Source organism: Streptomyces hilarionis (assembly GCF_024539675.1).
Classification (GTDB): domain Bacteria; phylum Actinomycetota; class Actinomycetes; order Streptomycetales; family Streptomycetaceae; genus Streptomyces; species Streptomyces hilarionis.
The window spans coordinates 16,727-43,363 of record NZ_JAHHIT010000045.1 but is presented as its reverse complement, the minus strand read 5'-3'; the positions used below and the strand labels follow the sequence as shown (position 1 = coordinate 43,363).

General features: G+C 71.8%; 26 protein-coding genes. 15 read left to right on the top strand and 11 right to left on the bottom strand.

The features are described 5' to 3' along the window. Positions 1–41 precede the first annotated feature (41 nt). The 5 genes from pgl to tkt are packed head-to-tail and all read right to left on the bottom strand — an operon-like array spanning position 42 to position 6,739. The gene (gene pgl, locus KMS84_RS10715; RefSeq protein WP_256915895.1) at positions 42–824 is read right to left on the bottom strand and encodes a 6-phosphogluconolactonase; all 783 of its coding nucleotides are present in this window, start codon (positions 822–824) and stop codon (positions 42–44) included. Continuing rightward, positions 821–1,960 (bottom strand): glucose-6-phosphate dehydrogenase assembly protein OpcA, encoded by a 1,140-nt coding sequence (gene opcA / locus KMS84_RS10710; RefSeq protein ID WP_256915894.1) that lies wholly within the window; start codon positions 1,958–1,960, stop codon positions 821–823. The genes pgl and opcA overlap by 4 nt, the downstream gene beginning before the upstream one ends. Next, positions 1,957–3,495 carry a glucose-6-phosphate dehydrogenase gene (gene zwf / locus KMS84_RS10705; RefSeq protein WP_256915893.1) on the bottom strand — a complete coding sequence of 513 codons (1,539 nt, stop codon included), beginning with the start codon at positions 3,493–3,495 and terminating at the stop codon, positions 1,957–1,959. Before zwf ends, opcA begins: the two co-directional genes overlap by 4 nt. A gap of 4 nt (positions 3,496–3,499) precedes the next feature. Next, positions 3,500–4,618 carry a transaldolase gene (gene tal, locus KMS84_RS10700; RefSeq protein WP_256915892.1) on the bottom strand — a complete coding sequence of 373 codons (1,119 nt, stop codon included), beginning with the start codon at positions 4,616–4,618 and terminating at the stop codon, positions 3,500–3,502. A 33-nt stretch (positions 4,619–4,651) separates the two neighbouring features. After that, positions 4,652–6,739 (bottom strand): transketolase, encoded by a 2,088-nt coding sequence (gene tkt, locus KMS84_RS10695; RefSeq protein ID WP_256915891.1) that lies wholly within the window; start codon positions 6,737–6,739, stop codon positions 4,652–4,654. A 354-nt stretch (positions 6,740–7,093) separates the two neighbouring features. On the opposite strand from tkt, the gene KMS84_RS10690 reads away from it, so the two are divergent. The 4 genes from KMS84_RS10690 (at position 7,094) to KMS84_RS10675 (ending at position 10,535) form a co-directional block, all read left to right on the top strand. Then, positions 7,094–8,047 (top strand): heme o synthase, encoded by a 954-nt coding sequence (locus KMS84_RS10690; RefSeq protein ID WP_256915890.1) that lies wholly within the window; start codon positions 7,094–7,096, stop codon positions 8,045–8,047. Between the two features lie 93 nt (positions 8,048–8,140). Then, a complete protein-coding gene (locus KMS84_RS10685; protein ID WP_256915889.1) occupies positions 8,141–8,497 on the top strand; it encodes a hypothetical protein in 357 nt (118 codons plus the stop codon). A gap of 82 nt (positions 8,498–8,579) precedes the next feature. Next, complete coding sequence (locus KMS84_RS10680) at positions 8,580–9,686, top strand: amidohydrolase family protein (RefSeq protein WP_256915888.1); 1,107 nt, start codon at positions 8,580–8,582, stop codon at positions 9,684–9,686. Positions 9,687–9,704: 18 nt separating this feature from the next. Then, positions 9,705–10,535 carry a nucleotidyltransferase domain-containing protein gene (locus tag KMS84_RS10675; RefSeq protein ID WP_256915887.1) on the top strand — a complete coding sequence of 277 codons (831 nt, stop codon included), beginning with the start codon at positions 9,705–9,707 and terminating at the stop codon, positions 10,533–10,535. A gap of 136 nt (positions 10,536–10,671) precedes the next feature. On the opposite strand, the gene KMS84_RS10670 is transcribed toward KMS84_RS10675, so the two are convergent. The 4 genes from KMS84_RS10670 to KMS84_RS10655 form a co-directional block, all read right to left on the bottom strand. Beyond that, entirely contained in the window at positions 10,672–11,664 is a 993-nt protein-coding gene (locus tag KMS84_RS10670) for a COX15/CtaA family protein (protein ID WP_256915930.1), read from the bottom strand. Between the two features lie 69 nt (positions 11,665–11,733). Continuing rightward, positions 11,734–12,450 carry an ABC transporter permease gene (locus KMS84_RS10665; RefSeq protein ID WP_256915929.1) on the bottom strand — a complete coding sequence of 239 codons (717 nt, stop codon included), beginning with the start codon at positions 12,448–12,450 and terminating at the stop codon, positions 11,734–11,736. Positions 12,451–12,500: 50 nt separating this feature from the next. After that, positions 12,501–13,424, bottom strand: a complete 924-nt coding sequence (locus KMS84_RS10660) for an ABC transporter ATP-binding protein (protein WP_256915886.1) — start codon at positions 13,422–13,424, stop codon at positions 12,501–12,503. 89 nt (positions 13,425–13,513) lie between these two features. Further along, positions 13,514–14,311: an AAC(3) family N-acetyltransferase gene (locus KMS84_RS10655; protein WP_256915885.1), complete on the bottom strand. Its 798-nt coding sequence runs from the start codon at positions 14,309–14,311 to the stop codon at positions 13,514–13,516. A gap of 183 nt (positions 14,312–14,494) precedes the next feature. Between KMS84_RS10655 and KMS84_RS10650 the strand changes: the two genes are divergently transcribed. From KMS84_RS10650 to KMS84_RS10615, 8 genes are read left to right on the top strand one after another with little or no spacing between them, the layout of a single operon-like run. After that, positions 14,495–15,238 (top strand): helix-turn-helix transcriptional regulator, encoded by a 744-nt coding sequence (locus KMS84_RS10650; RefSeq protein WP_256915884.1) that lies wholly within the window; start codon positions 14,495–14,497, stop codon positions 15,236–15,238. Continuing rightward, positions 15,235–16,656, top strand: coding sequence for a Fe-S cluster assembly protein SufB (sufB, locus tag KMS84_RS10645; protein WP_057581212.1), 1,422 nt, complete (start codon positions 15,235–15,237; stop codon positions 16,654–16,656). The genes KMS84_RS10650 and sufB overlap by 4 nt, the downstream gene beginning before the upstream one ends. 59 nt (positions 16,657–16,715) lie before the next feature. Further along, positions 16,716–17,897, top strand: coding sequence for a Fe-S cluster assembly protein SufD (sufD, locus tag KMS84_RS10640; RefSeq protein ID WP_256915883.1), 1,182 nt, complete (start codon positions 16,716–16,718; stop codon positions 17,895–17,897). Further along, positions 17,897–18,229, top strand: coding sequence for a non-heme iron oxygenase ferredoxin subunit (locus KMS84_RS10635; protein WP_256915882.1), 333 nt, complete (start codon positions 17,897–17,899; stop codon positions 18,227–18,229). The genes sufD and KMS84_RS10635 overlap by 1 nt, the downstream gene beginning before the upstream one ends. A 7-nt stretch (positions 18,230–18,236) precedes the next feature. Then, the gene (gene sufC, locus KMS84_RS10630; protein ID WP_069771125.1) at positions 18,237–19,001 is read left to right on the top strand and encodes a Fe-S cluster assembly ATPase SufC; all 765 of its coding nucleotides are present in this window, start codon (positions 18,237–18,239) and stop codon (positions 18,999–19,001) included. Continuing rightward, positions 18,998–20,254, top strand: a complete 1,257-nt coding sequence (locus tag KMS84_RS10625; RefSeq protein ID WP_256915881.1) for a cysteine desulfurase — start codon at positions 18,998–19,000, stop codon at positions 20,252–20,254. The genes sufC and KMS84_RS10625 overlap by 4 nt, the downstream gene beginning before the upstream one ends. Before the next feature lie 19 nt (positions 20,255–20,273). Beyond that, positions 20,274–20,741 (top strand): Fe-S cluster assembly sulfur transfer protein SufU, encoded by a 468-nt coding sequence (gene sufU, locus KMS84_RS10620; protein WP_256915928.1) that lies wholly within the window; start codon positions 20,274–20,276, stop codon positions 20,739–20,741. After that, positions 20,738–21,070, top strand: coding sequence for a metal-sulfur cluster assembly factor (locus tag KMS84_RS10615; protein WP_020130530.1), 333 nt, complete (start codon positions 20,738–20,740; stop codon positions 21,068–21,070). The genes sufU and KMS84_RS10615 overlap by 4 nt, the downstream gene beginning before the upstream one ends. Positions 21,071–21,190: 120 nt before the next feature. On the opposite strand, the gene KMS84_RS10610 is transcribed toward KMS84_RS10615, so the two are convergent. Continuing rightward, entirely contained in the window at positions 21,191–22,042 is an 852-nt protein-coding gene (locus tag KMS84_RS10610) for an AbfB domain-containing protein (RefSeq protein WP_256915880.1), read from the bottom strand. 183 nt (positions 22,043–22,225) lie between these two features. Between KMS84_RS10610 and KMS84_RS10605 the strand changes: the two genes are divergently transcribed. The 3 genes from KMS84_RS10605 to dapD all read left to right on the top strand — a co-directional run bounded on the left by KMS84_RS10605 (position 22,226) and on the right by dapD (position 24,394). Beyond that, positions 22,226–22,546 carry a DMT family transporter gene (locus tag KMS84_RS10605; RefSeq protein WP_256915879.1) on the top strand — a complete coding sequence of 107 codons (321 nt, stop codon included), beginning with the start codon at positions 22,226–22,228 and terminating at the stop codon, positions 22,544–22,546. After that, positions 22,546–23,136, top strand: coding sequence for a TetR/AcrR family transcriptional regulator (locus KMS84_RS10600; RefSeq protein ID WP_256915878.1), 591 nt, complete (start codon positions 22,546–22,548; stop codon positions 23,134–23,136). Before KMS84_RS10605 ends, KMS84_RS10600 begins: the two co-directional genes overlap by 1 nt. Positions 23,137–23,404: 268 nt before the next feature. Next, positions 23,405–24,394 (top strand): 2,3,4,5-tetrahydropyridine-2,6-dicarboxylate N-succinyltransferase, encoded by a 990-nt coding sequence (gene dapD, locus KMS84_RS10595; protein ID WP_256915877.1) that lies wholly within the window; start codon positions 23,405–23,407, stop codon positions 24,392–24,394. A 22-nt stretch (positions 24,395–24,416) separates the two neighbouring features. On the opposite strand, the gene helR is transcribed toward dapD, so the two are convergent. Further along, positions 24,417–26,594: an RNA polymerase recycling motor ATPase HelR gene (helR, locus tag KMS84_RS10590; protein WP_256915876.1), complete on the bottom strand. Its 2,178-nt coding sequence runs from the start codon at positions 26,592–26,594 to the stop codon at positions 24,417–24,419. Positions 26,595–26,637 lie beyond the last annotated feature (43 nt).

Genomic DNA, 26,637 nt, shown 5'->3' with positions numbered 1-26,637 from the left:
GCCTCCCGGCTGCCGCGGTCGCTGTACCCGCCGCCCCTCGCTCACGCCGAAGCCGGCGGGTACAGCGACCGCGGCAGCCGGGAGGCCGCCGCGGAGTCCAGCAGCCACAGCGTGCGGGACCTGCCGCGCGCTCCCGCCGCCGGGGCCTGGATCTCGCCCGCGCCGGACAGCGCGATCGCCGCCGCCTGCGCCTTGTCCTCGCCGGCCGCGAGCAGCCACACCTCACGGGCCGCCCGGATCGCGGGGAGGGTGAGGGTGACCCGGTTGGGCGGGGGCTTGGGCGCCCCGCGCACGCCGACCACCGTGCGCTCGGTCTCCCGCACGGCCGGCAGCTCCGGGAAGAGCGAGGCCACATGGGTGTCCGGGCCGACGCCCAGCATCAGGACGTCGAACGCGGGCACGGCGCCGTGGTTCTCCGGGCCCGCGGCGCGGGCCAGCTCCTCGGCGTAGGCGACCGCGGCCGCCTCCACGTCCGCGCCGTGCGGACCGTCGGACGCGGGCATGGCGTGCACGCGCTTCGGGTCCACGGGCACCGAGTCCAGCAGGGCCTCGCGGGCCTGCGTGACGTTGCGCTCCGGGTCGCCCTCGGGCAGGAACCGCTCGTCGCCCCACCACAGGTCGAGACGGCTCCAGTCGACGGCGTCCCGGGCGGGCGCGGCCGCCAGCGCGGCGAGCAGCCCGTTGCCGTTGCGGCCGCCCGTGAGGACCACGGACGCCACACCCCGGGAGGCCTGGGCGTCCACGATCTTCGTGATCAGCCGGGCCGCCGCGGCCTGCGCCATCAGCTCCTTGTCGTGGTGCACGACCAGCTGGGGGGTGTTCACTGCGGATCCGCTTTCCTGACCGGGGGCATCTGCGCCGGCGAAGGCCGGTCGGCGTCGCCCGGGCTCGCCGGGGCTGCGGCCGGGCGGGCCGGCGCGGCGTCGTCGGCGCTGTCCGCCGGGGCGGCCGGGTCCGGCACCGTGCGCACCGGCAGGGCCGGCGTGGGCTGGGCGGCGGCCGCGGCCCGCTCCGCCTCGCGCTCCGCGGCCGACTGGCCGCCGAGCCGGTCCACGCCGAAGCGCAGCGCGGACGCGTAGGTGTCGTCCGGGTCGAGCCGGCGCAGCTCCTCCGCGAGCAGCTCCGACGTCTCGCGCCGCTTGAGCGCCACCGCCCGGTCCGGCTGGCCCGGCAGCGCCAGGGTGGCCATCGCCCCGTCCGACCGGTGCAGCGTGATCGGGCCGCCGGTGGTCTCCATCCGGACCTGGGTCAGTCCGGGACCGGCCGACACCGCGCGCCGGACGTGGACGTGGAGCCGGTCGGCCAGCCACATGGCGAGCAGCTCGACGCTCGGGTTGGACTCCTCGCCCGCCACTTCGGCGGACACGATCTCGCAGCTGACCTGGTCGAGAGCGGCCGCCAGCATCGAGCGCCACGGGGTGATCCGGGCCCACGCCAGGTCGGTGTCGCCCGGCTCGTAGCTCTCGGCCCGGGCCCGCAGCTCCTCGATGGGCTTCTCGGCCGTGTAGCTGTCGGTGACCCGGCGCTGGCCCAGGGCGCCCAGCGGGTCGCCCGCCGGGTCGCGCGGGGCGTCCACCGACCACCAGACCACCACCGGCGCGTCCGGCAGCAGCAGCGGCAGGACGACCGACTGGGCGTGGTCGGACACCTCGCCGTACAGCCGCAGGACGACGGTCTCGCCGCTGCCGGCGTCAGCGCCCAGCCGCACCTCGGCGTCGAGGCGGGACTGGGTGCGGCCCCGGGGGGAGCGCGAGACGCGCTTGATGACCACCAGCGTGCGCGAGGGGTGCTCGTGCGACGCGTCGTCGGCGGCCTTGAGGGCGTCGTAGGCGTTCTCCTCGTCGGTGACGACGACGAGGGTGAGCACCATGCCGACGGCGGGGGTGCCTATCGCGCGGCGGCCCTGCACCAACGCCTTGTTGATCTTGCTGGCGGTGGTGTCCGTGAGGTCTGTCTTCATGGCCGGCGCCAGCTCCGTCCGTCTCGCTCGAGCATCTCGTCGGCCTCGACGGGACCCCAGGTGCCCGACGGGTACTGCGCGGGCTTGCCGTTCTTGTCCCAGTACTTCTCGATCGGGTCGAGGATCTTCCAGGACAGCTCCACCTCTTCCGTGCGGGGGAAGAGGTTCGAGTCGCCCAGCAGCACGTCGAGGATCAGCCGCTCGTAGGCCTCGGGGCTGGACTCCGTGAAGGACTCGCCGTAGGCGAAGTCCATCGACACGTCCCGGATCTCCATGGAGGTGCCGGGGACCTTGGAGCCGAAGCGGACCGTGATGCCCTCGTCCGGCTGGACGCGGATGACGATCGCGTTGGCGCCGAGCTCCTCGGTGGCGGTGGAGTCGAAGGGCGAGTGCGGCGCCCGCTGGAAGACCACCGCGATCTCGGTGACCCGGCGGCCCAGCCGCTTGCCGGTGCGCAGGTAGAACGGGACGCCCGCCCAGCGGCGGTTGTCCACGCCGACCTTGATCGCCGCGTAGGTGTCGGTCTTCGACTTGGGGTCGATGCCGTCCTCTTCGAGGTAGCCGACGGCCTTCTCGCCGCCCTGCCAGCCGGCCGCGTACTGACCGCGCACGGTGTCGCGGCCCAGGTCCTTGGGCAGCCGGACGGCGCCGAGCACCTTGGTCTTCTCGGCGGCCAGCGCGTCCGCGTCGAAGGAGGCCGGCTCCTCCATGGCCGTCAGGGCCATGAGCTGGAGCAGGTGGTTCTGGATGACGTCACGGGCGGCGCCGATGCCGTCGTAGTACCCGGCCCGGCCGCCGATGCCGATGTCCTCGGCCATCGTGATCTGCACGTGGTCCACGAAGGACCGGTTCCAGATCGGCTCGAACATGGTGTTGGCGAAGCGGAGCGCCAGGATGTTCTGGACGGTCTCCTTGCCGAGGTAGTGGTCGATCCGGAAGACCTGGTCCGAGCCGAAGACCTCGTGGACGACCTTGTTGAGCTCCTCGGCCGAGGCGAGGTCGTGGCCGAAGGGCTTCTCGATGACGGCGCGTCGCCAGGAGCCGTTCTTCTGGTCGGCCAGGCCGTGCTTCTTCAGCTGCTGGATGACCACCGGGAAGGAGCGCGGCGGCACCGAGAGGTAGAAGGCGAAGTTGCCGCCCGTGCCCTGCGCCTTGTCGAGTTCCTCGATGGTGGCGCGCAGGCGCTCGAAGGCGTCGTCGTCGTCGAAGGTGCCCTGCACGAAGCGCATGCCCTGGACGAGCTGCTGCCAGACCTCCTCGCGGAAGGGCGTGCGGGCGTGGTCCTTGACCGCGTCGTGGACCTCCTGGGCGAAGTCCTCGTGCTCCCACTCGCGGCGGGCGAAGCCGACCAGCGAGAAGCCCGGCGGCAGCAGACCCCGGTTGGCGAGGTCGTACACGGCGGGCATGAGCTTCTTCCGGGACAAATCGCCCGTCACGCCGAAGATGACCAGGCCCGACGGCCCCGCGATGCGCGGGAGCCGTCGGTCTGCGGGGTCACGGAGCGGGTTGGCCCCGGAACCGGAAAGGGGGGACAAGTTCTCAGCCCTCCGAGGGGGCGAGGCGTTCCAGCTCCGCCTCGGTCGACTTGAGCAGGTCGTTCCAGGACGCCTCGAACTTCTCGACGCCCTCGTCCTCCAGGAGCTGGACCACCTCGTCGTAGGAGATGCCGAGCTTCTCGACGGCGTCGATCTCCGCGCGGGCCTGCTCGTACGTGCCGGTGACCGTGTCGCCGGTGATCGAGCCGTGGTCCTCGGCGGCGAACAGGGTCGCCTCCGGCATGGTGTTCACCGTGTTCGGCGCCACCAGGTCGTCCACGTACAGGGTGTCCTTGTACGCGGGGTCCTTCACGCCGGTGGAGGCCCACAGCGGACGCTGCTTGTTGGCGCCCGCCTTCTCCAGCGCGGCCCAGCGCTCGCCGGCGAAGACCTCCTCGTACGCCTGGTAGGCGAGGCGCGCGTTGGCGAGGCCCGCCTTGCCGCGGGCGGCCTTGGCCTCGTCGGTGCCGAGCGCGTCGAGCCGCTTGTCGATCTCGGTGTCCACCCGGGACACGAAGAAGGACGCCACCGAGTGGATCTTCGACAGGTCCAGGCCGCGCTCCTTGGCCTGCTCCAGGCCGGACAGGTACGCGTCCATGACCTGGCGGTAGCGCTCCAGCGAGAAGATCAGCGTGACGTTGACGCTGATGCCCAGGCCGATGACCTCGGTGATGGCCGGCAGGCCGCCCATCGTGGCCGGGATCTTGATCAGCGTGTTGGGGCGGTCGACCAACCAGGCGAGCTGCTTGGCCTCGGCGACCGTCGGCTTGGTGTGGTGCGCCAGGCGCGGGTCGACCTCGATGGACACCCGGCCGTCCTGGCCGCCGGTGGCGTCGAAGACCGGGCGCAGGATGTCGGCGGCGTCACGGACGTCCGCCGTCGTGATCATGCGGATCGCCTCTTCGACCGTCACCTTGCGGGCGGCGAGGTCCGACAGCTGCTGGTCGTAGCCGTCGCCCTGCGAGATCGCCTTCTGGAAGATCGACGGGTTGGTGGTGACGCCCACGACGTGCTGCTGGTCGATCAGCTCGGCGAGGTTGCCGGACGTGATCCGCTTGCGCGACAGGTCGTCCAGCCAGATCGCGACGCCTTCTTCGGAGAGGCGCTTGAGTGCGTCTGTCATGGAATTACATCTCCTACGGGTCGTATGTGAGCGTCAGCGCTGGGCGGCGGCGAGGGATTCCCGGGCCTTCGCGGCCACGTTCTCGGCAGTGAAGCCGTACTCCTGGAAGAGGACCTTGCCGTCGGCGGAAGCACCGAAGTGCTCCAGGGAAACGATGCGACCGGCGTCACCGACGTACTTGTGCCAGGTCAGACCGATACCCGCCTCGACCGCGACACGGGCCCTGACAGAGGGCGGCAGGACGCTGTCCCGGTACCCCTGGTCCTGCTCCTCGAACCACTCCACGGACGGCATGGACACCACGCGCGTGGGCACCCCGTCGGCCTCGAGACGCTCGCGCGCCTCGACGGCGACGTGCACCTCGGAGCCCGTCGCGACGAGGATCACCTCGGGCGTTCCGCCGGAGGCCTCGAACAGCACGTACCCGCCCTTGGCGGCGCCCTCGTTCGGCTCGTAGGCGGGCACGCCCTGACGGGTGAGGACCAGGCCGTGCGGGGCGCCCTTGCCGAAGACCTTCGTCCAGCGCTTGAGGATCTCGCGCCAGGCGATCGCGGTCTCGTTGGCGTCGGCCGGGCGGACCACGTTCAGGCCCGGGATCGCGCGCAGCGACGCGAGGTGCTCGACCGGCTGGTGGGTGGGGCCGTCCTCGCCGAGGCCGATGGAGTCGTGCGTCCACACGTAGGTGACCGGCACGTGCATCAGGGCCGACAGCCGGACGGCGTTGCGCATGTAGTCGGAGAACACCAGGAAGGTGCCGCCGTAGATGCGGGTGTTGCCGTGCAGGGCGATGCCGTTCATCTCCGCGGCCATGGAGTGCTCGCGGATGCCGAAGTGCACGGTGCGGCCGTACGGGCTCGCCTCGGGCAGCGGGTTGCCCTCGGGCAGGAACGACGACGTCTTGTCGATCGTCGTGTTGTTGGACCCGGCGAGGTCGGCGGAGCCGCCCCACAGCTCGGGGATGACCCCGCCGAGCGCCTGGAGCACCTTGCCGGACGCGGCACGCGTGGCGACGGACTTGCCCGGCTCGAAGACCGGGAGCTTCTCCTCCCAGCCGGCCGGCAGCTCGCCCGCGGCGATGCGGTCGTACTCGGCGGCGCGGTCGGGGTTGTTGTCGCGCCACTGCTGGAAGGACTTCTCCCACACGGCGCGGGCCGCCTGGCCGCGCTCGAGGGCGCCGCGGGTGTGCGCGATGACGTCGCCCGCGACGTCGAAGGTCTTGTCCGGGTCGAAGCCCAGGACGCGCTTGGTGGCCGCGACCTCGTCGTCGCCGAGCGCCGAGCCGTGGGCGGCCTCGGTGTTCTGCGCGTTCGGCGCGGGCCAGGCGATGATCGAGCGCATCGCGATGAAGGACGGCCGGTCCGTCACCGCCTTCGCCGCCTCGATGGCGTCGTACAGGGCGTGCGGGTCCAGGTCGCCGTCCGGCTTCGGGGCCACGCGCTGCACGTGCCAGCCGTACGCCTCGTACCGCTTGACGGTGTCCTCGGACACGGCCGTCTCGGTGTCGCCCTCGATCGAGATGTGGTTGTCGTCCCACAGCAGGATCAGGTTGCCGAGCTTTTGGTGGCCGGCCATCGAGGACGCCTCGGCGGAGATGCCCTCCTGGAGGCAGCCGTCGCCGGCGATCGCGAAGACGAAGTGGTCGAACGGGGACTCGCCCTGCGGGGCGTCCGGGTCGAACAGACCGCGCTCGTAGCGGGCGGCCATGGCCATGCCCACGGCGTTGGCGACGCCCTGCCCCAGCGGTCCGGTGGTCGTCTCCACGCCCGTGGTGTGGCCGTACTCCGGGTGCCCCGGGGTCTTCGAGCCCCAGGTGCGGAACGCCTTCAGGTCATCCAGCTCCAGGCCGAAGCCGGCCAGGTACAGCTGGGTGTAGAGGGTCAGGGACGAGTGTCCCGCGGACAGCACGAAGCGGTCGCGGCCGACCCAGTCGGCGTCCGCCGGGTCGTGCCGCATCACCTTCTGGAAGAGGGTGTACGCGGCAGGCGCGAGGCTCATCGCCGTACCGGGATGGCCGTTGCCGACCTTCTGTACGGCGTCGGCGGCCAGGACGCGGGCGGTGTCCACGGCCCGCTGGTCCAGTTCGGTCCACTCGAGGTCTGTGGTGGTCGGCTTGGTGCTCACCCTGGGTCAGGGCTCCTCTCCACATGTCACGCATGTCGAATGCCGGTGCACGCGGCGCCCACCGGCCGTTGTCGAGCCTACCCCCGTGCGAACGTGCATTTTTTCGAGTCATTACAGACTGCCGGGTAGCTTCGCGATCCGCCTCCCGACCGGTGTGTTCCCTGTTCAGCAAGTGAATACGGAGCCGCTCGTACGAGTGCTCAACAGAGTGCCTCCCGGCTCTTCCGCGGGCGTCGTCCAACACGACCCCACCCCCGCGAATATCGGGGTATGGGCAACGTCTACAGTGGCGTGGTACGCGCGAGCCTTTACGGGGAGTTCACACCCGGGGCTTGCTGGGAGTCTCTGTCAGGGGTGTGCGTGACGGCCGTTGAATCCCGTCCAGTGGGGATCGTCGGGGCGAGCCAGAGCCCGAGCCGGCGGCCGGTCGGGGCCCGGGTCAAGGCGTTCGTGGCGCTGACGAAGCCGCGGATCATCGAACTGCTGCTCATCACCACCGTCCCGGTGATGTTCTTGGCGCAGCAGGGCGTACCGGACCTCGGGCTCGTCCTTCTGACCTGCCTCGGCGGCTACCTGTCCGCGGGCGGCGCGAACGCCCTCAACATGTACATCGACCGCGACATCGACGCGCTGATGGACCGCACCTCGCAGCGGCCGCTGGTCACCGGGATGGTCAGCCCGCGTGAATGCCTCGCCTTCGGCATCACCCTCGCGGTGGGTTCCACCCTGCTGTTCGGGCTGACCGTCAACTGGCTGTCGGCCTGGCTCGCCCTCGGCGCGCTCCTCTTCTACGTCGTCGTCTACACGATGATCCTCAAGCGCCGCACCTCGCAGAACATCGTGTGGGGCGGCATCGCCGGCTGCATGCCGGTGCTGATCGGCTGGTCCTCGGTCACGAACTCGCTCTCCTGGGCCCCGGTCGTCCTCTTCCTGGTGATGTTCTTCTGGACGCCGCCGCACTACTGGCCGCTGTCGATGAAGGTCAAGGACGACTACGCGCGCGTGGGCGTGCCGATGCTGCCGGTCGTCGCCTCCAACAAGACCGTCGCCAAGCAGATCGTCCTCTACAGCTGGGTGATGGTCGGCGTCTCGCTCCTCCTCCAGCCGCTCGGCTACACCGGCTGGTTCTACACCGCGGTGGCGCTGGCGGCGGGCGGCTGGTGGCTGTGGGAGGCGCACGGCCTCCAGAACCGGGCGAAGGCCGAGGTCACGGGCGGCAAGCTCAAGGAGATGCGGCTGTTCCACTGGTCCATCACCTATGTGTCGCTGCTGTTCGTGGCGGTCGCGGTGGACCCCTTCCTGCGCTGACGCCTCCCGTACGGCCCGACGGCCGGGGCGCGTGGTCAAGGCCACGCACCCCGGCCGTCGCCGTTGCCGCTACCCGTCGGTAGCATCCTGACCATGGCAGACACCAAGCAGGTTGACGAGGCGGCCGACGCCAAGCAGGCCGCCAGGGCCGAGCGCAGGGCCGCGCGGCTCGCCAAGCGGATCAGCGCGTTCTCCAAGGCGCACGGCGGGGCCGAGAGCCAGATCGCCTACATCGGCGAGCGCGGCGCCCGCATCGTGCTCGTCGGTGAGGACGGCGGCTGGGGCGACCTGGTGGCCCCCTCGGTCGCGGTGGCCGAAGAGGCCGTGCGCAAGGCCGGGGTCACCGCCCACGAGTCCTTCGACGGCGAGTTCGCGGCGAAGGTGCGCACGGGCCCGTACGAGTGGTCGCGGATGGCGGGCATCCAGGTCGGCGGACCGAAGAACGGCTGATCCTCCCGCACGCAACACCTGACACCCGGTTCACCCGTTAGGACCCGTGGAAGCGACGTGGTCCATCTCCCGGGGAGTCCGGATGCTCGAAACGCCGTCCTTGGTGGACCAGTACTGCCACGGCGTCCTGAGAACGGAGCTGGGCCTCGGCACGTTCGAGGCCCAGCTGGCCCGCACCGAGGGGCCGCCCGCGCCGGGCACGACGCTCTTCGACACGCAGACCGGCTTCGCGGTACGCCGCTGGTGCCCCCCGCTGCTCGGCCTGGAACCGCACGCCCCGCCCGCCCGTTATCTCGCCCGGCGTCGTGAACTCGGCGTACTGGAGGCGGGTCGCCGGCTGCTGCGGGGCAGCGGCATCACCACCTACCTGGTCGACACGGGGCTGCCCGGGGACCTCACCGGGCCCGGCGAGCTGGCCGGCGCGGGAGGGGCCGAGGCCCGCGAGATCGTGCGGCTGGAGCTCCTCGCCGAGCAGGTCGCCGACACCTCCGGGACCGTCGAGTCGTTCCTCGCCAACCTCGCCGAGGCGGTCCACGCGGCGGCCGCCGGCGCGGTGGCCTTCACCTCCGTGGCGGGGGTCCGCCACGGCCTCGCGCTCGCGCCCGAGCCGCCCGGTCCGGGAGAGGTGCGGGGCGCCGCCGGCCGCTGGCTGGCCGCCCGCCCGGTCGGCGGCGAGCTGAGCGACCCGGTGCTGCTGCGCCACCTGCTGTGGATCGCCGTCGCCTCGGGGCTGCCCCTTCAGCTGCACGCCGGACTCGGGGAGCCCGGGGCGCGCATCGACCGCACCGACCCCGCCCTGCTCACCGACTTCGTCCGGGCGACCGCCGGGCTGGGCACCGACCTCGTCCTGCTGCACGGCTACCCCTACCACCGGCACGCCGCCCACCTCGCCGGGGTCTTCCCGCACGTGTACGCCGACTCCGGCGCGGCGCTCGTGCGCACCGGGGCCCGCGCGGCGACGATCCTCGCGGAGATCCTGGAGCTGGCCCCCTTCGGCAAGATCCTCTTCTCCAGCGGAGCCCGGGGCCTGCCCGAGCTGCACGTGGTCGGGGCGATGCTGTTCCGCGAGGCCCTGTCCCGGGTGCTGGGGGACTGGGTCGCCGAGGGCGCGTGGTCGCCCGGTGACGCCCGGCGGGTCGCGGGCCTGATCGCGGCCGGCAACGCGCACCGGGTGTACCGGCTGGGCTGAACCGGGAAGACTCGGCGCATGACCAGCCGTACGGACGCGTTACTGGACCGCTTCCTCGCCGGACTGGCGGCGGTGGAGCCGGTCGCCGTCTGGGCCCACGGCTCCCTCGCCGGGGGCGACTACCAGGAGGGCCGCAGCGACCTCGACCTCATCGCGGTCCTGCCGGGCCCGCTCGCCCCGGGCACGGTGTGGGCCCTGGCCCGGCTGCACGCCCGCCTGCGTGGGGAGCCGCTCGCCCCGCTGCTGCACTGTAGCTACCTCACCCCGCGCGGCACGGCCGGCCCCGAACGGCGCCACCTCACCTGGGCGCACGGCGAGCTGTTCCGGCGGCCGGTCACCCCGGTGACCCGGCGGGAACTGCTCGACTTCGGCAGGGTGCTGCACGGGGAACCGCCGCGCGCGCTGCTGCCCCCGGTGTCGGACGGCGCGCTGCGCGACTTCGTCGTCCGCGACCAGCGGGACACCTGGCGGCCCGCGGTCGACGTGGCGCACCTGTGGCGCCGGGACGTCTGGGTCGACCTCGGGCTGCTGACCTTCGCCCGGGCCACGGCGACACTGCGGGACGGGCGGCTGATCACCAAGCGTCAGGCTCTCGACGACCTGCCCGCGCTGGGCGCGCCGCCCGAGGTCGTCGCGGACGTCGCCCGGCGCCGGTACCCGGGCGGCGCGGGCGCGGCGGGCGCGGGAGAGGAAGGAGACGCGGGAGACGCGGCAGGAGCGGCAGAGGGCGGGGAAGCGGGAGAGGGCGGGGAGGGCGCGGGCGGCGCGGACTGGCCGGCCCGCCGGGCCGAGCTGACGCGGGCCTACCTGGCGCCCGCGATCGACGATCTGGTCGCCGCGCACGCCTGACGCCGCCCGCGGAACGGGTCACCCCGAACGGCGGGACCTGTGCCCGTGACCCGTGTGTGACCCGTGTGCGCGTGACCGTGGGGCGCGTGGCCGAGGAGCGCGTGTGAGGGGTTGTGCCTGGTCCGCGCGCGGCGGGTCAGGCGCGGGTGCCGACCGTCGCTTCGGCGGCGGGGCCCGGCAGGTCGACCGGCGTCGCGGACCGTTCCCGCAGCGCCAGCGGGACGCGCAGGACCGCGATCCACACCAGGGCCGAGCCGAGCATGTGCAGGCCGACGAGGATCTCGGGCAGGTCGGTGAAGTACTGGACGTAGCCGATGACGCCCTGGGAGAGCAGCACCAGGAAGAGGTCGCGGGTGCGGTCCAGCGGGGCCTTCGGAGCGTCCACCGCCTTGAGGATGAACCACAGGGCGAACGTCAGCGTCACCACGATCCAGGCGAGGACGGCGTGCAGCTTGGCCACCGTCTCCCAGTCGAGCGGCATGCGGTCGACCTTGCTGGAGTCGCCGGCGTGCGGGCCCGCGCCGGTCACCACCGTGCCGACGGCGATCAGCAGCCCGCAGGCCAGCACCAGGAACCACACCAGCTGCCGCACGGGCTTGCCGACGAGCGGACGGGGCTCGCCGTCCCCTTCCTGGGAGCGCTGCCACATCACCGCGGCGACCGCGATCAGCGCGGAGGCGGCCAGGAAGTGCGCCGCGACGGTGTAGGGGTTCAGGCCGACGAGCACGACGATCCCGCCGAGCACGGCGTTGCTCATCACCAGCCAGAACTGCGCCCAGCCCAGCCGCGTCAGGCTCCGGCGGCGCGGCTTCTCGCAGCGCGCGGCGACGATCGCCCAGCCGATGGCCGCGCACAGCACGTAGGTGAGCATGCGGTTGCCGAACTCGATGGCGCCGTGGAAGCCCATCTCGCCGGTCGTGGTGAGCGAGTCCTCGGTGCACTTGGGCCAGGTCGGGCAGCCCAGGCCGGAGCCGGTGAGGCGGACCGCGCCGCCGGTGACCACGATGACCACCGACATCACGAGCGCGAACAGGGCCGCGCGCCGTACCGTCCGGGGGGCCGGGGTCCAGCGTGCGGCGATGAAGGCGAGGGGGTTGCGCACGGCGGCTACGGCGTCGGCACGGGTCACGTTCAGCACGCCACCATCGTAAGCGCGCCGCTTGTGCACGCTTTCACGAGGGTCCCCCGAGCAGGTCCGCTACTCCCAGCGGAAGAAGCGGCCGGCCGCCGCGAGCCCGGCGACCGCCCACACGGCGAGGATCCCCAGGTCTCCCCAGGGCATGCCGGCGCCGTGCTGGAGCACGTCGCGCAGACCGTCGGAGAGGGCCGTGATGGGCAGCAGGGACAGCACGTCCTGCGCGGCCGGCGGGAACTTGTCGAGCGGCACGATCACCCCGCCGCCCACGAGCAGCAGCAGGAAGACCAGGTTGGCCGCGGCGAGCGTCGCCTCGGCCTTCAGGGTGCCCGCCATCAGCAGGCCGAGCCCGGAGAACGCGGCCGTGCCGAGGACCAGGAGCAGCAGGACGGCCGCGGGGTTGCCGTGCGGGTCCCAGCCGAGCGCGAAGGCGATCGAGGTGAGCAGGATCACCTGGAGGACCTCCGTGACCAGCACCGACGCGGTCTTCGCCGTCATCAGCCCCCAGCGCGGCAGCGGCGAGCAGGCGAGCCGCTTGAGCACGCCGTAGCGCCGTTCGAAGCCGGTCGCGATGGCCTGTCCGGTGAAGGCCGTCGACATCACGGCGAGCGCGAGGATGCCGGGGGCGAGGAAGTCCACCGCCTTGCCCGCGCCGGTGTCGACGATGTCCACGCCGCTGAACAGGACCAGCAGCAGGGTCGGGATCACGACGGTGAGCAGCAGCTGTTCGCCGTTGCGCAGCAGCATCCTGGTCTCCAGCGCCGCCTGGGCCCCGATCATGCGGGGGAGGGGGGCGGCCCCGGGGTTCGGCGTGTAGGTGCCGGTGGCGGTCACGAGCGCAGCTCCTTGCCGGTCAGCTCAAGAAAGACGTCCTCCAGGGTGTGGCGCTCCACCGAGATCCGCTCCGGCATCACCCCGTGCTGTGCGCACCACGAGGTGACCGTGGCGAGCAGCTGCGGATCCACCTTGCCCATGACCCGGTAGGAGCCCGGGGTCAGCTCGGCGGCGGAGCTGTCGGCGGGCAGCGCCTTGAGCAGCGAGCCGACGTCGAGGCCGGGACGGCCGGTGAAGCGCAGGGTGTTCTCGGCGCCGCCCCGGCACAGCTGCTCGGGGGACCCCTGGGCGATGACCCCGCCCGCGTCGATGATGGCGACGTCGTCGGCGAGCTGTTCGGCCTCGTCCATGTAGTGGGTGGTGAGGATGACCGACACACCGTCGGCGCGCAGGTCGCGCACGAGGTCCCAGGCGGCGCGGCGGGCCTGCGGGTCGAGACCGGCCGTCGGCTCGTCCAGGAACACCAGCTCCGGCCGCCCCACGACGGCCATCGCGAGCGCGAGGCGCTGCTGCTGGCCGCCGGAGAGCCGGCGGTAGGCCGTGCGGCCGCAGGAGCCGAGCCCGAGGCGCTCGACGAGCGCGTCGACGTCCAGCGGATGCGCGTGCAGCCGGGCCACGTGCCGGAGCATCTCCTCGGCCCGCGCTCCGGAGTAGACCCCGCCGGACTGAAGCATCACGCCGATCCGGGGGCGCAGGTCGGCGGCCTGCCGGACCGGGTCGAGGCCGAGGACGCGGACCGTGCCGGAGTCGGGTCTGCGGTATCCCTCGCAGGTCTCGACCGTGGTCGTCTTGCCGGCGCCGTTGGGTCCGAGGACGGCGGTGACGCCCGCCCCGGCCGTCAGGTCGAGGCCGTTCACCGCGGTCTTCGCCCCGTACCGCTTCACCAGGGCCTGGACCCGGACGACAGGCTCGCTTCGCATGACCCCAGAGTCTAGGTTCGCGCACCGCGGCCCGGACCGGGGGGTGCGCGAACCGGCCCCGCACGGGGGACGGCCCCCGGCGGGCACGGTCAGAACCCGTCCTCGCGGGGGCGGTGCAGCGGCAGCCACCGCTCGGCGTAGGCCACCGCGTCGGCGACCGCGAACAGCCGGGCGTCGGCGGCCCCGGCCCTGCCGCGCACGACGGTCCGGTCGCGCTCGAAGTCGTGGCCGAGCTCGTCGAAGCGGTCGGAGTCGACGGACACCTCGGTCACCTCCTCCCAGCCGTCCGGTCCGGGCCGTCCGACGCGCACCAGGGGCGCGGGAACGCGGTACTCGGCGAGGTGGAAGCTGGTGCAGGCGTCGTAGCCCGCGCCGAGCAGCAGCACCCGCGCGCCGCGCTCCTCGAGCCGGGCGAGCGGGCTGTCCTCGCCCAGCCGGCAGTGCGGCGCGTGCCCCGCCACGACCTCGGCCGCCCGCGCCCCGAGCGCCGCGAAGGAGGTCTGCGGGTGGGCGCTGCGCAGGGCGCCGGGCCAGGTGCGGACCGTCTCGGGGATCACGCCGACGCCCCGGGAGGGGGTGAGGAGCGGGTCGTAGGCGGGCATCGTCGCCCGGATCGTCTCCCACCAGGCCTCGGGCACCGGCGGAGCGCGCCACAGCGCCGGGTCGGACAGGTCGCCGGTCTGCGTCGGGACCACGAGGGTGCCGTCCGGGCCGAGGGCGTCCAGCAGCGCCCGCACGACCGCCACGGGGCCTCCGCACACCCAGCCGAGCGAGCGCAGCGAGGAGTGCACGAGCAGGATCTCTCCGGGTGCGACGCCGAGTGCGCGCAGCTCCGTCGCGAGGGAGGCGCGGGTGACGAGTGGGCCGGTGGGAGGGGGTGTGGGCATGGTCCGGCAGTGTCCCCGACCGGCGGCGCACGGGCCAGTGCTTTGTCCGCCGGCCCCGGCCCGCCCGGCTCGGCGGGGGCCGTTTTCCCAGGTCAGATTAGGTTGACCTAAGTGACGCAGGGCACCGCCCGGTCCGCGGGACCCCGCTTGCCTGTGCCCGAGGAATTACGCAACAATGGCGTTGTGAAAAACGTCGGCGAGGTTCGGGAGGCCCCCGCGGGGACCCCCCAGGAGGAGCTCGCGACCCGGGAGCGGTCCACCCGCAACCGTGTCGCGCGATCCATCCTGGACCACGGGCCGTCGACCGTCACCGAGCTGGCCGGCCGGCTGGGTCTGACCCCCGCCGCCGTGCGCCGTCACCTCGACGCCCTGGTCGCCGACGACGTCGTGCAGGCCCGCGAGCAGCGGGTCTACGGCGCGCGCACGCGCGGGCGCCCCGCCAAGGTCTTCGCGCTCACCGACTGCGGCCGCGACGCCTTCGACCAGTCCTACGACACCCTCGCCGCGGACGCCCTGCGCTTCATCCAGGAGCGGTTCGGCGGGGACGAGGCCGTCGTCGCCTTCGCGCGCGCCAGGATCGCCGCGCAGGCCGCCGCCTACCGCGAGGCCGTCGAGGCGGCCGCCCCCGAGGACCGCACCGAAGCGCTGGCCAGGGCCCTGACCGCGGACGGGTACGCTGCTACGGCGCGCAGCGCACCGGTCGGCGAGCAGCTGTGCCAGCACCACTGCCCCGTCGCCCATGTCGCGGAGAAGTTCCCGCAGCTCTGCGAGGCGGAGACCGAGTTCTTCTCCCAGCTGCTCGGAACGCACGTCCAGCGGCTGGCGACCATCGCGCACGGCGACGGCGTCTGCACGACGTTCATCCCCAGAGTTTCCACAGCCACCGACAACGCATCCGCAAGCACGGCCGGGAGGAACCCCGCATGACTCTCCCCACGGAGACTGCCCACCCCGAACTCGAGGGTCTGGGTAAGTACGAATACGGCTGGGCCGACTCCGACACTGCCGGCGCCTCTGCGAAGCGCGGCATCAACGAGGACGTCGTCCGGGACATCTCCGCGAAGAAGTCCGAGCCGGAGTGGATGACGAAGCTCCGTCTCAAGGGCCTCCGGCTCTTCGAGAAGAAGCCCATGCCGAACTGGGGCTCGGACCTGTCGGGGATCGACTTCGACAACATCAAGTACTTCGTGCGCTCCACCGAGAAGCAGGCGGAGTCCTGGGAGGACCTGCCCGAGGACATCAAGAACACGTACGACAAGCTCGGCATCCCCGAGGCGGAGAAGCAGCGCCTCGTGGCCGGTGTCGCGGCCCAGTACGAGTCCGAGGTCGTCTACCACCAGATCCGCGAGGACCTGGAGGAGCAGGGCGTCATCTTCCTCGACACCGACACCGCGCTGAAGGAGCACCCCGAGCTCTTCAAGGAGTACTTCGGCACCGTCATCCCGGTCGGCGACAACAAGTTCGCGTCGCTGAACACCGCGGTGTGGTCCGGCGGCTCCTTCATCTACGTGCCGAAGGGCGTGCACGTCGAGATCCCGCTCCAGGCCTACTTCCGGATCAACACCGAGAACATGGGCCAGTTCGAGCGGACCCTGATCATCGTCGACGAGGGCGCCTACGTGCACTACGTCGAGGGCTGCACCGCGCCGATCTACAAGTCGGACTCGCTGCACAGCGCCGTGGTCGAGATCATCGTCAAGAAGAACGCCCGCTGCCGCTACACGACCATCCAGAACTGGTCGAACAACGTCTACAACCTGGTCACCAAGCGCGCCGTGGCGTACGAGGGCGCGACCATGGAGTGGATCGACGGCAACATCGGCTCCAAGGTGACGATGAAGTACCCGGCCGTCTACCTGATGGGCGAGCACGCCAAGGGCGAGACCCTCTCCATCGCCTTCGCGGGCGAGGGCCAGCACCAGGACGCCGGCTCCAAGATGGTCCACATGGCGCCGAACACGTCGTCGAACATCGTCTCCAAGTCGGTGGCGCGCGGCGGCGGCCGCACCTCCTACCGCGGTCTGGTCGAGATCGGCGAGGGCGCGCACGGCTCGAAGTCCAACGTGCTGTGCGACGCGCTGCTCGTCGACACCATCTCCCGCTCCGACACGTACCCCTACGTGGACGTCCGCGAGGACGACGTGTCCATGGGCCACGAGGCCACCGTCTCCAAGGTCAGCGACGACCAGCTCTTCTACCTGATGAGCCGTGGCATGACCGAGTTCGAGGCGATGGCGATGATCGTGCGCGGCTTCGTCGAGCCCATCGCGAAGGAGCTGCCCATGGAGTACGCCCTGGAGCTCAACCGGCTGATCGAGCTGCAGATGGAAGGCGCGGTCGGCTAGTACCGCCCCCCGACAGCAGCAGCAATTTTCTGACGTAGGAAGAGAGCAGACCGACAGCCATGGCTGAGGCTCAGAACATCCCGGTCGGGTCCACCACCGCCGGCCAGATCGCGGTGGCCGCCGAGTCGACCGTCGCCACGCGCATGAGCGCGCCCCCGTCCTTCGACGTCGCGGACTTCCCGGTCCCGCACGGTCGCGAGGAGGAGTGGCGGTTCACGCCGCTGGAGCGCCTGCGCGGCCTGCACGACGGCACCGCCGTCGCCACCGGCGAGGGCGTCAAGGTCGCCGTCGAGGCCCCCGAGGGCGTCGTCGTCGAACTCGTCGACCGCGACGACGCGCGCCTCGGCCGGGCGGGTACCCCGGTGGACCGGGTCGCCGCCCAGGCCTACTCGGCGTTCGAGAAGGCCGGCGTGATCACCGTCCCCAAGGAGACGGTGCTCACCGAGCCGATCCGCATCACGGTGCACGGCGAGGGCGGGGTCTCCTACGGCCACCAGGTCGTCGAGCTGGGCGCCTTCGCCGAGGCCGTCGTCGTCATCGACCACACCGGTGACGCCGTGCTCGCCGCCAACGTCGACTACGTCCTCGGGGACGGCGCGAAGCTGACCGTCGTCTCCGTCCAGGACTGGGACGACAAGGCCGTGCACGTGGCGCAGCACAACGCGCTCGTCGGCCGGGACGCGACCTTCAAGTCGGTCGTGGTGACCTTCGGCGGCGACCTCGTCCGGCTGAACCCGCGCGTGGCGTACGCCGGCCCCGGCGCCGAGGCCGAGCTGTTCGGCCTGTACTTCACGGACGCCGGTCAGCACCAGGAGCACCGCCTCCTGGTCGACCACAACGTCCCGCACTGCAAGTCCAACGTCGTCTACAAGGGCGCGCTCCAGGGCGAGGCCGCGCACGCCGTCTGGATCGGCGACGTGCTCATCGAGGCCAAGGCCGAGGGCACCGACACCTACGAGATGAACCGCAACCTCGTCCTCACGGACGGCGCGCGGGTCGACTCGGTGCCGAACCTGGAGATCGAGACCGGCGAGATCGTCGGCGCCGGCCACGCCAGCGCCACCGGCCGCTTCGACGACGAGCAGCTCTTCTACCTGATGGCCCGCGGCATCCCGGCCGACGAGGCCCGTCGCCTGGTGGTCCGCGGCTTCTTCGCCGAGCTGGTCCAGCAGATCGGCGTCGAGGACATCGAGGAGCGCCTCATCGCCCGGATCGAGACCGAGCTGAAGGCCACCGTCTGATGGCCGACGACCGTGCTGGATTCGTCCGGGCGTGCGCGCTGAGCGAGCTGGCGGAGGACACCCCCAAGCGGGTGGAACTCGACGGCACGCCGGTCTCGGTCGTCCGCACCGCGGGGGAGGTGTTCGCCGTCAACGACATCTGCTCGCACGCGAACGTCTCCCTCTCGGAGGGCGAGGTGGAGGACTGCCAGATCGAGTGCTGGCTGCACGGTTCCTCGTTCGACCTGCGCACCGGCAAGCCGTCCGGCCTTCCCGCGACGCGCCCCGTCCCCGTATACCCCGTAAAGATCGAAGGGGACGACGTGCTCGTCTCCCTTTCCCAGGAGTCCTGAGGCACCCATGGCAACGCTTGAAATCCGAGACCTGCACGTCACCGTCGAGGCCGACAACGCCACGAAGGAGATCCTCAAGGGCGTCGACCTCACCGTGAAGCAGGGCGAGACGCACGCCATCATGGGCCCCAACGGCTCCGGCAAGTCGACCCTCGCCTACTCGCTCGCGGGTCACCCGAAGTACACGGTCACCGGCGGCACCGTCACCCTCGACGGCGAGGACGTCCTGGAGATGTCCGTCGACGAGCGCGCCCGCGCCGGCCTGTTCCTCGCGATGCAGTACCCGGTCGAGGTCCCCGGCGTCTCCGTGTCGAACTTCCTGCGCACCTCCGCCACCGCCGTCCGCGGCGAGGCCCCCAAGCTGCGGACCTGGGTCAAGGAGGTCAAGGAGGCCATGGAGCGCCTCAACATGGACACCTCCTTCGCCGAGCGCAACGTCAACGAGGGCTTCTCCGGCGGCGAGAAGAAGCGCCACGAGATCCTCCAGCTGGAGCTGCTGCGCCCGAAGGTCGCGATCCTCGACGAGACCGACTCCGGCCTCGACGTCGACGCCCTGCGCATCGTCTCCGAGGGCGTCAACCGCGTCCGCGAGACCGGCGAGGTCGGCACCCTGCTGATCACGCACTACACGCGCATCCTGCGCTACATCAAGCCCGACTTCGTCCACGTCTTCTCGGGCGGCCGCATCGTCGAGTCCGGCGGCGCCGAGCTCGCCGACAAGCTGGAGAACGAGGGCTACGAGGTTTACACGAAGGGTGGCGTATCCGCGTGACGCAGCTGCCGGGCCTCCTCGACGTCGAGGCGATCCGCAAGGACTTCCCCATCCTGGACCGTCAGGTCCACGACGGTAAGAAGCTCGTGTACCTGGACAACGCGGCGACGTCGCAGAAGCCGCGCCAGGTGCTGGACGCCCTCAACGAGTACTACGAGCGCTACAACGCCAACGTCCACCGCGGTGTGCATGTGCTCGCCGAAGAGGCCACGGCGCTGTACGAGGGCGCGCGCGACAAGGTCGCGGAGTTCGTCAACGCGCCCTCGCGCGACGAGGTGATCTTCACCAAGAACGCCTCGGAGTCGCTCAACCTCGTGGCGAACATGCTGGGCTGGGCCGACGAGCCCTACCGCGTGGACTCCGAGACCGAGATCGTCATCACGGAGATGGAGCACCACTCCAACATCGTGCCGTGGCAGCTGCTGGCGCAGCGCACGGGCGCGAAGCTGAAGTGGTTCGGCCTCACCGACGACGGCCGGCTGGACCTGTCCAACATCGACGAGATCATCACGGAGAAGACGAAGATCGTCTCCTTCGTGCTGGTGTCGAACATCCTCGGCACGGTCAACCCCGTCGAGGCGATAGTGCGCCGCGCGCAGGAGGTCGGCGCCCTCGTGTGCGTCGACGCCTCGCAGGCCGCGCCGCACATGCCGCTGGACGTGCAGGCGCTTCAGGCCGACTTCGTGGCCTTCACCGGCCACAAGATGTGCGGCCCGACCGGCATCGGCGTGCTGTGGGGCCGCCAGGAGCTGCTCGAGGACCTGCCGCCGTTCCTCGGCGGCGGCGAGATGATCGAGACCGTGTCGATGCACTCCTCGACCTACGCCCCGGCTCCCCACAAGTTCGAGGCGGGCACCCCGCCGATCGCCCAGGCCGTGGGCCTCGGCGCGGCGATCGACTACCTGTCCTCGATCGGCATGGACAAGATCCTCGCCCACGAGCACGCGCTCACCGAGTACGCGGTGAAGAAGCTCGGCGAGGTCCCCGACCTGCGCATCATCGGCCCCACCACGGCCGAGGACCGGGGCGCCGCGATCTCCTTCACGCTCGGCGACATCCACCCGCACGACGTGGGCCAGGTGCTCGACGAGGAGGGCATCGCGGTCCGGGTGGGACACCACTGCGCCCGCCCCGTCTGCCTGCGCTACGGAATTCCCGCGACCACCCGGGCGTCGTTCTATCTGTACTCCACGCCGGCCGAGATCGACGCCCTGGTCGACGGTCTGGAGCACGTACGGAACTTCTTCGGCTGAGGGGTTGGCGAGCGAGCGGATGAAGCTGGACTCGATGTACCAGGAAGTCATCCTGGACCACTACAAGCACCCGCACGGGCGTGGTCTGCGCGATGGCGACGCCGAGGTGCACCACGTCAATCCGACGTGCGGCGACGAGATCACCCTGCGGGTGAAGTACGACGGCACGACGATCGAGGACGTCAGTTACGAGGGCCAGGGCTGTTCCATCAGCCAGGCCAGCGCCTCCGTCCTGAACGACCTGCTGGTCGGCAAGGACCTGGCGGACGCGCAGAAGATCCAGGAGACCTTCCTGGAGCTGATGCAGTCCAAGGGCCGGATCGAGCCCGACGACGCGATGGAGGAGGTGCTGGAGGACGCGATCGCGTTCGCCGGCGTCTCCAAGTACCCGGCCCGGGTCAAGTGCGCCCTCCTCAGCTGGATGGCGTGGAAGGACGCGACGGCCCAGGCCCTGGGCGGAGCCGACGCCGAAAGGAACACGGCATGAGCGAGACCCTTGAGATGAAGCCCGCCTCGGAGGAGGAGGTCCGCGAGGCGTTGTACGACGTCGTCGACCCCGAACTGGGCATCGACGTGGTCAACCTCGGGCTGATCTACGGCATCCACATCGACGACGCGAACATCGCGACGATCGACATGACCCTGACGTCGGCGGCCTGTCCGCTGACGGACGTCATCGAGGACCAGGCGAAGTCCGCCACGGACGGTCTGGTCAACGAGCTGCGCATCAACTGGGTCTGGATGCCGCCGTGGGGCCCGGACAAGATCACGGACGACGGTCGCGAGCAGCTGCGCGCGCTCGGCTTCAACGTCTGACGCACGCCCCGAGACCTGACAGGTGTGGCCCCCGGCAGAGCTGCCGGGGGCCACACCCGTCTGTCGTCCCCCGCGCCCGGGCCGCCCGTCGAGGCGGCCCGGACGCAGCGCCGACCGTCCTCAGCCGAGTCCGCCGACGAGGCGGAACATGAAGTCCTGACGGTTGGTCGTGTTGTAGCCGTACGGATCCAGGCGCAGCCCGAAGTTCTGGTGACGCAGCATGCGGTCGGGGTAGTTCACCGACTGGAACATCACCGTGTCGCCGTACGAGGAGCGCGACACGCAGAAGGTCGCGTCCTGCGAGAACAGGGCCGAGCCGTCGTTGCGTTCGGCGCGCAGGACGAAGCTGCGGTGGCGCAGATAGGCCCCGTCGTCCGTCCTGAAGGAGAGACAGGAGCCGTTGGACAGGCCCCTGACGACCTCGAAGGTGGAGTCGGCGCGGGACTGCGAGCCGCCCGGCGCGTCGAGCCTCACCAGACCCTGGCTCACATGCCAGTAGCGGTCGGGGTAGTTGACCGCCTGCACGGACCGCCGTGCGACGCCCGTCCCGGGGTCGGCCGGCTTCTTCGTCGGCTTCGGCGCGGGCCCGGTGGACGCGCCCGGCGACGAACTGCCCTGCGGCCCGGGCGAGGACGAGGGGGACGGCGACGCCGAGGGCGACGGCGAGACCGAACTCTTCCCGCTCTGCTGCCCCTTGGGCGTCGACGACGTGCTAGCGGAAGGCGTGGCGAAGGAGATCAGTCCGCCGCCCTCCGTCTCGTCGTCCGACAGGGTCTGTCCCTGCCGGGCGGCCGTCTTCTCGTTCCCAGGACGGTCGTTGAGGGCGATGGTGGTCACGCAGGCCACGATGGTGGCCACGGCGAGACCGCCGGCCAACCACAGGCGTCGTGTTCCGGGGGCCCGGGAACTGTCCGGGGCCCAGCCGTTCTCCCAGGGTTCTTCCTGGGACGGCCGGGACTTGTTTATTGGCATGCGCTGGTCCTCCAGGGGCGCCCATGGCGGCGGCCGCGGCTGCGATGGCCCGGTGTGTGAACGGTGAAACAGTAGTGGAACCGGTGGCTCGCGTTCATCCGTTTGAGCGAGCGCTTTCCATAACGCTTTTGAATCCGCGCTTGATGTGTACGGGTGTACGCATCACTGTGTACGCTCGTACACATGGGATACCTGACGCTCGCCGGCGCCATCGCCGCCGAGGTGACCGCGACCACGGTCATGAAGTACAGCGACGGCTTCAGCAGGCTGTGGCCCTCGCTGCTGACGGTCGTCGGCTACGTCGTCTCCTTCTTCCTCCTGGCCCAGGCGCTGAGGACCATCGGCATCGGCACGGCGTACGCCATCTGGGCCGGGACCGGCACCGCCGCCATCGCCCTCATCGGACCGGCCCTGTTCGGGGAGACCCTGAACCCCGCCAAGGCCGCCGGCATCCTCCTGATCGTCGCGGGAGTCGTCGTGCTGAACCTGGGGGGCGCGCACTGATGCCCCGCCGTCACGACCCCGAACGGCGACAGCGGATCATCGACGCGGCGATCCGCGTCGTCGGCGCCAGGGGGCTGGCCGGGCTGAGCCATCGCACCGTCGCCGCCGAGGCGGACGTGCCGCTCGGCTCCACCACCTACCACTTCGCCACGCTCGACGAGTTGATGACGGCCGCCCTGCGGCAGGCCAACGAGGGCTTCGCCAAGGTCGTCGCCGCGCGCGGCGGACTGACCGACGCGGACGCCGACCTGCCCGCCGAACTGGCCGGACTGCTCGGCGAGTGGCTCGCCGGCGACCGCACCGGCGTCGAGCTGGAGTACGAGCTCTACCTCGCCGCCCTGCGCCGCCCGGCCCTGCGTCCCGTCGCCGCCGAGTGGGCCGAGGACGTCGCCGCCCTGCTCGCCCGCCGCACCGACCCGCTCACCGCGCGCGCCCTGGTGGCGCTGATGGACGGCATCTGCCTTCAGGTCCTGCTGACGGGCGTGCCCTACGACGAGGAGTACGCCAGGGAAGCGCTCTCCCGCCTCATGCCCCGCCCCCGCCCGGGCGCGCCCGCCCGGCCGCCACGCCGAGGCTCCGGACGCCGCTGAGTGCCGTACCGCTGCCGGGGGGAGCGGAACCCTGGGGGAGCGGGCGGCACGGCGGCCACGCGAGAGGGGGCAAGTCCCGCAGCCGGCAACGGCGTCGGCCCGGCTTCCGACGGCCGCGGCGCGAGGGACGCCGACGGGCCCGGGCGAGGGGCCCGGGCCAGGGGCGCGGGGGCGTGACGGGCGAGGCCCTCCCCGCCTGCGGGACCGCCACCTGAGACACCGCTGCGCGGGTTGGCCTCGGTGGGCTCCCGCCGGTTAGGTTGCCCTCATGACCGACACGACTGCTCCTCGCACCACCGGCGCCGTGGCCGGCGGCCTCGCCACGATCGCCGCCGACGGCACCGTTCTCGACACCTGGTTCCCCGCGCCCGCGCTGGTCGCGGAGCCCGGCCCCTCCGGCACCGAGCGCCTGTCCGCCGAGCGGGCCGTCGAACTGCTCGGCGCGGGCGCGGCCAAGGCCGTCGGCCCGGACGCCCGCCGCGGCGTCGAGGTCGTCGCGGTCCGCACGGTCATCGCCTCGCTGGACGACAAGCCCCTCGACGCGCACGACGTCTACCTGCGCCTCCACCTTCTCTCCCACCGCCTCGTCAAGCCGCACGGCCAGAGCCTGGACGGCATGTTCGGCCACCTCGCCAACGTCGCCTGGACCTCGCTCGGCCCGGTCGCCGTGGACGACGTCGAGAAGGTCCGGCTGAACGCCCGCGCCGAGGGCCTGCACCTCCAGGTCACCTCCATCGACAAGTTCCCCCGCATGACCGACTACGTCGCCCCCAAGGGCGTCCGCATCGCCGACGCCGACCGGGTCCGCCTCGGCGCGCACCTCGCCGAGGGCACGACGGTCATGCACGAGGGCTTCGTCAACTTCAACGCCGGCACGCTGGGCACCTCGATGGTCGAGGGCCGCATCTCCGCGGGCGTCGTCGTCGGCGACGGCTCGGACATCGGCGGCGGCGCCTCCACGATGGGCACGCTGTCCGGCGGCGGCAGCGTCGTCATCTCCATCGGCGAGCGCTGCCTCGTCGGCGCCGAGGCGGGCGTCGGCATCGCCCTGGGCGACGAGTGCGTCGTCGAGGCCGGCCTGTACGTCACCGCGGGCACCCGGATCACCATGCCCGACGGCCAGATCGTCAAGGCCCGCGAACTCTCCGGCGCCTCGAACATCCTCTTCCGCCGCAACTCGGTCTCCGGCGCCGTCGAGGCCCGCCCCAACAACGCGGTCTGGGGCGGCCTGAACGAGATCCTGCACAGCCACAACTGACCCGGTCGGGCCGCCCGGCGGGTCAGGGGGTCGTCAGGACGACCAGCTGTCGGGTGGCCCGGGTCATCGCGACGTAGTGGTCCACCGCTCCCTGGACGCCCTCCCCGTACTTCTCCGGGTCGACGAGCACGACGAGGTCGAACTCGAGACCCTTGGACAGTTCGGGGGTCAGGGAGCGCACGCGCGGCGTGGCGCGGAACGCGGGGTCGCCGATCACGCAGGCGGTCCCGGCCGCGTGGTCGGCGAGCCAGGCGTCGAGGAGCGCGTGCAGCTCGGTGACGGAGCCGTGGACGACCGCGGCGCCGCCGCTGCGGATCGAGGTCGGCACGTTGGCGTCCGGGAGCACCGCCCGGATGACCGGCTCGGCCTCGGTCATGATCTCCTGCGGCGTGCGGTAGTTGATGCTCAGGGAGGCCAGGGCGATCCGGTCGAACCCGATCCGGCCCAGCCGCTCCTGCCACGTCTCGGTGAAGCCGTGCCGGGCCTGGGCGCGGTCGCCGACGATCGTGAAACTGCGCGAGGGGCAGCGCGCCAGCAGCATCTGCCACTCCGCGTCGGTCAGTTCCTGCGCCTCGTCGACGACGATGTGCGCGAACGGGCCGGCCAGCAGATCCGGGTCGGCGACCGGCAGTTCGGCATCGTCGACCAGGCTGACCTGCGCGTCCTCGCCCCGCAGCATCCTCACCAGCCCCTCGCCGTCGTCCCCGTCGGCCCCCGAGTCGGCCACGGCCCGGATCAGGTTGTCCACGACGAGGTCCATGCGCTCGCGCTGGGCGGCGAGGACGGCCTTGTGCCGGCGGGCGCGCAGGGCCGCCTGCGGATCGCCGACGCGATGACGCGCCGCGTCCAGCAACGGCAGGTCGGACACCGTCCAGGCCTGGGCGCGGGCCTGCGGACGCTGGAGCAGCCTCACCTCGTCGGGCTTCAGCCAGGGGGCGCACATCCGCAGATAGGCGGGCACCGTCCACAGGTCGCCCACGAGATCGGCGGCCTCGAGCAGCGGCCACGCCCGGTTGAAGGCCGTCGCCAGCTCCCGGTTCTGGAGCAGGGACTTGCGCAGCAGCGCGGGCGGGGCGTCGCCCTCGTGCTTGTCCGTGAGGATCGTGAGCAGTTCCTCCCAGACCTGTTCCCGCGCCTCGTTGTGGGGCGTGCCCGGGTCCGCCGCGTCGAAGGCGACGGCCCAGTCGTCCGCCGTGAGGGCGATGTCGGACCAGTGCGTGGTGACCGTCATCCCGGTGGCCGGCGGTTCCTCGTAGAACGCGACGGCCCTCTCGATCGCGCGCACCAGTTGCGCGGACGACTTCAGACGGGCCGTCTCCGGGTCGGTCTCGGCCCCCGCTTCGGCGCCCTCGGCGACGAGGTCGCGCAGCGTGCACGTCTGCACCCCCTCCTCGCCGAGGCTCGGCAGCACGTCGGCGACATAGGCCAGGTACGGCCGGTGCGGGCCGACGAACAGCACGCCTCCCCGGCGGTGGCCCAGACGGGGGTCGGAGTGGAGGAGGTAGGCGGAACGGTGCAGCGCGACGACGGTCTTGCCGGTGCCCGGGCCCCCGTCGACCACCAGGGCGCCGCGTGAGCCCGCCCGGATCACCGCGTCCTGGTCGGCCTGGATGGTGCCGAGGACGTCCCGCATCCGGGCCGAGCGGTCGCCGCCCAGGCTGGCGATGAACGCGGACTGGTCGTCGAGCGCCGCCGCGTGGCCGGCGAACCCGTCCGGCGAGAACACCTCGTCCCAGTAGTCGCTGATCCGGCCGCGGGTCCAGCGGTACCGGCGCCGGCTCGCCAGGCCCATCGGGTTGGCGTGGGTGGCCCCGAAGAACGGCTCGGCCGCGGGGGAGCGCCAGTCGAGCAGCAGCCGGCGCCCGGTCGCGTCGGTGAGTCCGAGGCGCCCGACGTACACGGGCTCGCCGTCGTCGGCGCCGACCATGTGGCCCAGGCACAGGTCGAGCCCGAAGCGGCGCAGCGTGCGCAGCCGTGCGGTCAGCCGGTGGATCTCGGTGTCGCGGTCCATCGCCCCCCGGCCGAGCCCGCCGGGCGCCCGGCGCTCGGCGTCGAGGCGGCCCGACACCTCCGCGATCGACTGCTCCAGACACTCGGCGAGAGCCGCGAAGTGCCGCTCGTCGCCGGCGATCAGCTTCGGGTCGGCCTTGTGGGACAGGCGCTCGGGAAGGTCGAAGGCCCCGGTGGTCAGGGGGGTCACGTCATCAGCTCCGGTATGAGATCGCTTGCGACCGCGGTCGGTC